We start from the raw sequence: 8,059 nt of genomic DNA on the forward strand, positions 1-8,059 counted from the left end.
GAACTGCTCGGCCTTGCCCGCCTCGACCGGCTGATAGACGATCATCTGGCCGAAGGTCTCGGCGGTCGCGGCATCATAGCGATCCGACGCCAGGAATTGGCGCAATGCGGCATCGACATCGGCCCGAAAATCCTCGTCGCTCATCGGCGACCGTGCCGACGCGACGATCAGAAAATCGTCGGGCAGCAGGCCATCCGCCAACAGATTGTAAAGCGAGGGGAAGATCATGCGGCGCGCCAGATCGCCGGTGGCGCCGAATAACAGGAACGTGGCAGACGATTCGGTCAAAGGATGGTCCTTCTCCGTTGAAATTATCTATGTCTGCACGAAGCGGCTCTTATAACGCGGGCGGACCATAGCGCAAGTCAGGCTATCGCCCCTTGGCCCGCATCGCAACATATGCCGAAAACCGCCGCCAATTGATGTTAGCGACAGCCAAAGCCATTTTCGGCTGGACGCCCGCGTCGGATTTTGCCATTTGGCCTCTCCCAGCCGTGCGGGCGTGGTGAAACTGGTAGACGCGCCGGACTCAAAATCCGGTTCCGCAAGGAGTGTCGGTTCGATTCCGACCGCCCGCACCAAATATGATCAGACTGATGATCATACCGGATGAACAGCAAAATCTTTTCAATAGCCCATGGCATATCCCATGCGGCGGGGATCGCTGCCGCCCATGCGTGCGCCGGACGGATCGACCATGACGCCCTGGATGCTGCCGATGGCGAAGGCGCCGACCATCTCCACGCTATGGCCCTTGGCCTTCAATGCCGAGACATCCGCAGGCGCGAAACGGTCTTCCAATTGTATGGTGATGGCAGCACCCGGCTTGTAGAAACTGGGTCTGGCATTGAGCGCGAAGCGGGGCGCTTCAATCGCCTGCTGGATCGGCATGTCCAGGTCGAGGGCGTTGACGAGGAATTGGAACTGGGTCTGCCCGATTGTCTCGCCGCCGGGCGTGCCGCACACCAGCTTCAATTGCCCCTTGTCCAGCACGATGATGGGGCCGTTGCCTAGCAGCGCACGCTTGCCCGGCGCCACGGCATTGGGATGACCGGCATAGGGGGCCGTCGACCCGACGCGCAGGCCATTGTTACACAACAGGCCGGTGTCGCCCATCACCACCGAAGTCCCAAAGCCGCCGCCGATCGTCGTCGTGACGGCAATGGCATTGCCTTCCTTGTCCACCACCGACAGGCTCGTGGTGTCGCCGCCGCGCGTGTCTTCATCGGCGGCGGGTCGATCAGGCTGCATGCTCGTGGCCAGTGCCGCGCCTTCGGGAAAGGTGATGGCGTGCAAGCGGTCGATCAGTTTGCGTCGCGTCGCGGCGAAATCCTTGGATAGTAATGTCGCGACGGGCACATCGACAGAGCGGGGATCGCCCGCATAGCGATAGACATCGGCCTTCGTGATCTTGATCGCCTCGATCAGCAGATGGGTGAGGCTGGCGCGATCGCTGGCAAGGGACGCGAGATCCCAGCCCTCCACGATGTTGAGCTGTTCGCACAGTTCCAGCCCGGTGCGCGAGGTGAGCGGACTGCAATAAACATCCATCCCGCGATAGACGGTCGAAACGGGGTCGTCCCAGACCGGGCGATAGCTGCGCATATCCTCCATGCGCAGCCAGCCGCCATTGGCCTGCGAAAAGCGGGTCATGTCCTGCGCGATCGGGCCGATGTAGAAATGATCATAGGCGGCGGACAGCGCCTGGTCCCGGTCGGCCCCACCTTTGAGCGCCCGCGTTTCCGCGTCGGCGAGACTTTGGAAGGTGCGCGCCAGCGGTATATTGCGGAAAATAGAACGCGGCGCAGGTGGCTGGCCATCGGGCAGGAAGATAGCCGCGCTGGTCGGATGGCGCGCCAGTACCGCTTGCTGGCGGCGGATGAACATCGCGATGGAGGCATCGAGCGGATGCCCATCGCGCGCATAGCCGATGGCGGGTTCGAGCAATGTCGCCAGCGGCAGCCGCCCATATCTCTGGGCCAGCGCGATCCACCCACCGAACGCGCCCGGCACCGCCACAGCCTTGTGCCCGCTGTCCAGTTCCTTGGGATCGACGTTCGGGTCGAGCAGGGCAGGCGCACCGCCGGTAAAGGCGAGCGACTGGACCTTGCCGCTGCGCCGTTCGAAACAGGTGGCAAAACCATTGCCCGCCGCGCTCGATGCCCAGGGTTCGACCACGTTCATCACCGCCATGGCGGCAACGGCTGCGTCCGCTGCCGTGCCGCCCTGCATCAGCATGCGCGTGCCCGCCATCGCTGCCAGCGGGTGCCCCGCCGCGACCCCGCCATGCGGCATCGGCACTTCGACGCGATGCGCCCTTGCCACAGCAGGGCTGCTGCGCGGCGCATCGGGTGCCTTGTCCCCCGACTGGGCCAGCGCCGCTCGACCAGGCAAGCCGAGCAGCGCTGCGCCTGCGAACCCCGCCGCGATCAGATCGCGACGGGCCAGACCTTCATCCCGCATCAGAAGGACTTTTTGATGCTGGTGTACCAATAGCGCGCCTGCGGCTGATACAGGCTGGACAGGTATCCTCCCGACGCGAGCGGTGGATCCTTGTCGAAGATGTTGCGCGCACCCACGGTGATCGCCGTTCCCTTCATCATGCCGCTGTCGAATTTATAGGTGGCATAGAGGTTCACGGTCGTCTGCCCCTTGACCACGAACCGGTTGCCGTCCGCATCGAACACCGCGTCCTGATAAACATCATCGATGAACTGGGTGAAGGCACCGATGGTCACCGGGCCATAGTCCCAGGTCAGGTTGGCGGAAATACGCCAGCGTGGCTGACCGTCGCGTCCGACGACATCGCCACCGCCGGGAACAGGCACGGCCGCGTTGATTTCGCCTGCCGCCTGTCCATCGGTAACCGCCTGCACGGCAGCCGGGGCGTCGAGCTGATATTTGATGAGGCGCGCGGCATTCACGTTCAGCCCGAACTTGCCGAAGTTGGTGGTGCCGACGCGATAGTCGAGGTTGAAGTCGATGCCATCGACCTGGATCGGCAACAGGTTCTGGAAGGGGGCCGTCACGTAAAGCAGCTCGCCCACGGGTGCCAAGCCCGTGCCCGCCACCAGCGCGATGTCGTCCGCCGTAGGTTCGCGGCGCACGACGGCGGGATTGCTGCTGCCCTGGACCCGCAGCAGATAGTCGAGATTGAGCGCATTCTGATAATCGAGCAGACCCACGACGCCCTTCTGCTTGATGCGCCAGCGATCGACGGTGAAGGTCACATTGCCCCAGCCTTCGGGCAGCGGCGGCTGGAACACGGCACCGAAATTCCAGCTGGTGGATTCTTCGGGCTTCAGATCAGGATTGCCGCCCGACCGCCGCAGCACCGACACGTTGCGCGCGCATTGGGAGAAGCTGCTGATGCGCCCGGCGCGCAGGTCGGCTTCGCACAGCACATATTCGGTGCCGCCGTTGACGCGATCTAGCGTCGCGGTGTTGATGACTTCCAGGTTCGGCGCCCGGAAACCCTGCGACCAGGAACCGCGCAGGCGGAAGCCCTGCAACAGATCCCAGCTCGCTGCGACCTTGGGTTTGGCGACGTCACCCACATCGCTATACCGCTCATAGCGCCCGGCGATCTGGATATCGAAGGAGCGGATCATTGGGATTTCCATGTCCGGGCTGACCAAAGGCAGGGCGATTTCGGCATAGGCGGACCAGACCTTGCGCTTGCCCGAAACGTCAGGGCTGGGGCTGGCCCCCATCAGGTCCGACCCGTAGAAGATGCCCGTGACCGCATCGGTATAGGTGATGTCGACACCGGCCACACCGCCTTGCCGAGGATCGCGATTGTCATCGAAGGTTTCGCGCCGGAACTCGACGCCGGTGGCGATGCCGATGCTGTTCCCGGCCCACAGACCGATCAGATTGGCATTGGAAATCTTCAAATCCCAAAGCGCCAGTGATGTCTTGTTGCGACGGGTCGATTGAATGCGGAAGCTGTCGACGATCGCATCGGCATTGGGTGTGCCGTCACCAACCGAGGGATCAGACAGGCTGCCGCCATTGAATGGGTTATAGGCATCAGACGTCGTCTTGTTGATCGCCGCTTGCAGCAGGCTGCTGGACGTGCCGTCCATAGTGTCCTTGACCGTCGCCCAGCTATATAGCCCCGCCGACTCCCAGTTCCAGTCGCCGAACATGCCGCGCAGGCCACCGAGAATGCGATATTGCCGGTTGGTCACATTGACGTTGCGCAGCCCTACATCGACATAGTTGAGGCTACGGATGGTAACCGGCAGTCCTTCGTCCGGAATATTGAGGCCGGGAAGACGATTGGGCGAGCCGACAGGGCCAAAGGGGTTCCAATAGGCGTCCGCCGCCACCGTGATCGGGATGTTGGCGAGCGATCCGCCCGTGCCGATATTCGCTTCGGTCTTGCCCTGATAGAAACCCAGTTCGCCGAAGAAATCGAGATTGTCGGTCAGTTCATAATTGATGAAGCTGAACAGGTTGATGCGCTTGACCGATGGCTGGGTGGTCAGGTCGGCAAATGTCGCATTCGGGTTGAAGCGCAGGTTGGAATCGACGTTCGCCATCTGCGTCGTGCCGCTGCCATCATCATAGCACATGCCCGGCGTACCGGCCGCAACCTGACAACCGGCATTGGTCGATGGCTGGATATGGAATTGGCGCGATGCATTGGTAAGCGCGACGCCATTGCTGGTGATCACTCCGGTCCCGGTCGCCTGGAACGTGCCCCAAGGTGTACTGGTCGATGTCCCGTTGAAGCTCGCGTTATTGGCAAAGGGCGTGCCCGCGACGAAGGATCGCCGGTCGGCCGTGGCCGTATAGTCCTGGTCACGCAGATAGAGTTTGGACTTTTGCGCATAGCCGCCAAAGAGCGAGACATTGCCCCGGCCGCCGCCGAAATTGAACCCGACGAGGCCATTGACGGTGAACTCACGCAAATTGGTGCCTTCTGCCCCGCCATATTGCGCGTCGAATGTCGCCCCGGTGAAATTGGATTTGAGTACGTTGTTGACGACGCCCGCGACGGCATCCGACCCATAGAGTGCGGCGGCACCATCGCGCAGCACCTCGACGCGCTCGATCGCGCCGACGGGGATGGTGTTGGCATTGAAGCCGAAGGTCGGCACGCCGGAATCGATCACCCCGGTAATCGCCTGTGATGTGGGATGCAGCACGGTGCGGCGGCCATTGATCAGCAGCAGCGTGTTGCCTTGACCCAGGCCGCGCAGCGACACGGTAGACACGTCGCCGCGCGCGGCATTGCCCGATCCGCCGCCCAGCACCTGCTCATTGAAGGTCACGCCGCCGAGCTGCGGGATGGAGCGGAAAAGGTCCGCGCCGGAAACCGCCGCGACGGCATCGACCTGTTCCTGACCGACGACGGTGACGGGCAGGGCACCGGTCGTCTTCGCGCCCCTGATCTGGGTGCCGACGACGACGATTTCGGCGCGGCTTTCGCCTTGCGGCTCGGCGGGCAACCCCATGGTCGGCGCGTCCGACATGGTGCCGCCCGTCTCCAGTTGCGCAAACGCAATCGGCTTCAACGCCGCAACCGCGCCGGGTTCGGCGCTGAGGCTGCGATCGCGCAGGGTGACGACATCGTTGCGGTCGGAGGAGATGACGAGATCGGTGCCCCGGATGATATGTTTGAGCGCCTGCCGCGCATCATGCGCGCCATAGAGACGGGGCGTGCGACTGTGGCGCAGTTTCTTGGACGGCGCGATGATCTGCAGGCCGCTCTGCAAGGCGAAGGAGGGCAGCGTATCCACTGCGCGTCCTTCGGGCAGGTCGAAATTGCGTTGCTGGGCGTTGGCTGTCCCACTTGTCAGCGCCAGTGCAGCGGCGCTGCTCCCCAGCAGCATGGTAAAGATCTTCGTCTTGTTCATCATGTTCCCCCATTTCCCTCCCACACGGGACGCGCGCCAGCGGACGCACGCAGCCAAGGCGCCACGCGATGGTCGATCACTCACTGAAAATTCCGTTCATGGGCCGACTCATTCGCCCGGCCAGGCGATGCCGATCGGCCCCTTTTCCGGGTGCCCGACATCCTCTCCAGATCGCGGCTTGGAGGCGAATGCTGCCGCAGATCACAGTGGAAAGACACGAGAGCGGAAAATATCCGCCATCGCGCCTGTCACATTTTTTTCATGCTGTTCTAGCGGCGGATTTGGGCGTGCCTTTCGTTGCTACAGACGATCGTCGATGTAAGGGGTCGACCTATTCTGGATAGCAGAGCCATATGGCTGGCACGCCACATCTGTCCGCATGAACCAGCGCTGCGCCGCTGGCTGGCGGGGCGCGTGCAATATGGCTTTCTGCTCGATGATGTCGTGCAGGAAACCTATGCGAAGCTCGCGACCCTGCCTTCGGTCGACCATATCGAAAATCCACGCGCCTATTTCTTTCGTGCGGCGCTGTCGGTCATCGTTACCGAAGTACGGCGCGCGCCGGTCGTCTCGATGGAGACGCTGACCGAGATCGATCGGCTGAGCATCGAATCCGGGGTTCTGCCGCCTGACGTGCAAGCCGAACAGCGCGAGGAGTTCCGGTTGGTGGCGGAGGCGATCGACCAATTGCCGGCCAAATGCCGTGAAGTTTTCATCCTGCGCAAAGTCCACGGATTGTCGCAGCGCGAAACCGCGCAAAAGCTGGGTTTGTCGGAAAGCACGGTCGAAAAACATGTCGGCCGCGGTATCCGCACCCTGATAAATATTTTCGGACGTGGCGGAAAAACCGGCCATGTCGCGTCTAACGACCGAATTTCAAATGCAGAGCCATATGACAGTCAGGGAAAGCAGCGCGGAGATAGAACAACAGGCGACCCTCTGGGCGGCCCGCTGTGACGCGACTGATCTCAGCGCCGCCGACAAACGAGAGCTGGACGCCTGGCTCGCCGGGGACAGCCGCCGCATGGGTGCGTGGGCGATGGCCCGCGCGACGCTCGCCCGCGTCGAACTGGCGCAAACCGATGAACAGGCGATCCATGCCGCGACCACCAAGGTCGGCGCGACGCGCAGGCAAATCCTGTGGGGCGCTGGCGCAGCGGTTGCGGCTTCGGCGGTCGCCGCCGTCGGGCTGCACCTGTCGGGGCAGGGCACATATTATGAGACAGCCAAGGGCGAAATGCTGCGGGTTGCGCTTCCCGATGGCAGCGTGGTCAATCTCAACACCGCCAGCCGCATCGAAGTGCGATTTACGCCTCAAACACGCACCGTCATACTGACGAGGGGCGAAGCGCTGTTCGATGTCGCGAAAAACAAGGCCGTCCCGTTCGTGGTGGAGGCGGGCGATACGCGGGTTCGCGCGGTCGGCACGGCCTTCACTGTCCGGCGGCAAGCGGATCGCGCCGTTGGCGTGATCGTCAGCGAAGGCGTGGTCGAACTGAGCCGGCGCAACGTCGCGACCCAGCCGGTCAGGCTGGTCCAGGGGATGCGCGCAGCGGTCGATCCGGCGGCGGCCAGTCCCATCGAGACGGCCCGCATATCGCCTGATGCGATCGCTCAGGAACTTTATTGGCGCGAAGGGATGATCGCCTTTCGCGACACCTCTCTCGCGCAGGCGGCAGCCGAATTTGCGCGCTATAATGACGAGAAGATCATGATCGCCGACCCGCTGATCGCGCAGGAAACGATAACCGGGCTGTTTGTCGCCAATGATCCGCATGGCTTTGCGAAGGCGGCGGCCGAAAGCCTGGGCCTGGCGACGCGGATGGACGGTAACCGGATCATCCTTGGTCCCATCTGACATATTGGCGCCGGATGAAGCGTATCGGCGCAGGAAAAAAATGGGGAGTTTCAACGATGAACGATGAGAACCCGATTACGGGAATGAACCGTCGTGCCTTGGGCAAATGGGCTTTGGCAACCGGAGCCGCCGCTATCGCTGGGCCGATCGCCACCAGCGCCCAGGCGCAAACGCCGCCGCCAGAACCGACGCGCCTCAAAAGCGCAGGCGAAACGCTCCGCCCGGAAATCGTCGGCCAGTTCGGCATCGTTGCGGCTGGCCGCCATTATGCGGTCGCCGCGGGCACCCGCATATTGATGGCAGGCGGCAACGCGACCGATGCGGGCGTCGCCGC

General features: G+C 62.9%; 4 protein-coding genes, 1 tRNA gene and 2 pseudogenes. 4 read left to right on the top strand and 3 right to left on the bottom strand.

From position 1 onward, the window contains the following. Positions 1 to 288, bottom strand: a pseudogene (locus IL54_RS24940) (glucose-6-phosphate dehydrogenase); the annotation flags it as partial. 208 nt (positions 289 to 496) lie between these two features. On the opposite strand from IL54_RS24940, the gene IL54_RS10035 reads away from it, so the two are divergent. Then, positions 497 to 581, top strand: a tRNA-Leu gene (locus tag IL54_RS10035). Between the two features lie 46 nt (positions 582 to 627). On the opposite strand, the gene IL54_RS10040 is transcribed toward IL54_RS10035, so the two are convergent. Beyond that, a complete protein-coding gene (locus tag IL54_RS10040) occupies positions 628 to 2,463 on the bottom strand; it encodes a gamma-glutamyltransferase family protein (RefSeq protein ID WP_037475302.1) in 1,836 nt (611 codons plus the stop codon). Then, complete coding sequence (locus IL54_RS10045; RefSeq protein WP_037478302.1) at positions 2,463 to 5,483, bottom strand: TonB-dependent receptor domain-containing protein; 3,021 nt, start codon at positions 5,481 to 5,483, stop codon at positions 2,463 to 2,465. The genes IL54_RS10040 and IL54_RS10045 overlap by 1 nt, the downstream gene beginning before the upstream one ends. Before the next feature lie 681 nt (positions 5,484 to 6,164). Here IL54_RS10045 and IL54_RS10050 point away from each other — a divergent pair. From IL54_RS10050 to IL54_RS24105, 3 genes and pseudogenes are all read left to right on the top strand, one after another. Next, positions 6,165 to 6,824 carry an RNA polymerase sigma factor gene (locus IL54_RS10050; RefSeq protein ID WP_162182218.1) on the top strand — a complete coding sequence of 220 codons (660 nt, stop codon included), beginning with the start codon at positions 6,165 to 6,167 and terminating at the stop codon, positions 6,822 to 6,824. Then, positions 6,760 to 7,725 carry a FecR family protein gene (locus IL54_RS10055; RefSeq protein ID WP_037475304.1) on the top strand — a complete coding sequence of 322 codons (966 nt, stop codon included), beginning with the start codon at positions 6,760 to 6,762 and terminating at the stop codon, positions 7,723 to 7,725. The genes IL54_RS10050 and IL54_RS10055 overlap by 65 nt, the downstream gene beginning before the upstream one ends. 56 nt (positions 7,726 to 7,781) lie before the next feature. After that, positions 7,782 to 8,059: pseudogene (locus IL54_RS24105) on the top strand (gamma-glutamyltransferase family protein); the annotation flags it as partial.

It is taken from the genome of Sphingobium sp. ba1 (assembly GCF_000743655.1).
Lineage (GTDB): Bacteria > Pseudomonadota > Alphaproteobacteria > Sphingomonadales > Sphingomonadaceae > Sphingobium.

Coding starts and splice junctions, on each gene's coding strand:
- IL54_RS10040 (WP_037475302.1), bottom strand. CDS start 2,463: ATGCGGGATGAAGGTCTGGCCCGTCGCGATCTGATCGCGGCGGGGTTC.
- IL54_RS10045 (WP_037478302.1), bottom strand. CDS start 5,483: ATGTCGGACGCGCCGACCATGGGGTTGCCCGCCGAGCCGCAAGGCGAA.
- IL54_RS10055 (WP_037475304.1), top strand. CDS start 6,760: ATGACAGTCAGGGAAAGCAGCGCGGAGATAGAACAACAGGCGACCCTC.